General features: G+C 52.2%; 1 rRNA gene. It reads right to left on the bottom strand.

The features are described 5' to 3' along the window. Nucleotides 1–255, bottom strand: a 23S ribosomal RNA gene (locus tag MFP24_RS00145); the annotation flags it as partial.

Here is a 255-nt window from a genome sequence, read left to right as displayed (position 1 = left end):
CTCTACCTGACCACCTGTGTCGGTTTGGGGTACGATTGATTGTTACCTGGTGCTTAGAGGCTTTTCCTGGAAGCGTAGCATCGGTTACTTCATCACCGTAGTGACTCGTCATCACGCCTCAGTGTTATGGTGTTCCGGATTTTCCAAAAACACCCACCTTCACGCTTAAACCGGGACAACCGTCGCCCGGCCAACCTAGCTTTCTCCGTCCCCCCTTCGCAGTAACAACCAGTACGGGAATATTAACCCGTTTCC

Origin of the sequence: Brenneria tiliae (assembly GCF_023347575.1) — a bacterium.
Lineage (GTDB): Bacteria > Pseudomonadota > Gammaproteobacteria > Enterobacterales > Enterobacteriaceae > Brenneria > Brenneria corticis.
Note: the sequence above shows the minus strand (reverse complement) of the source record. Positions and strands in the feature narration are given on the sequence as shown.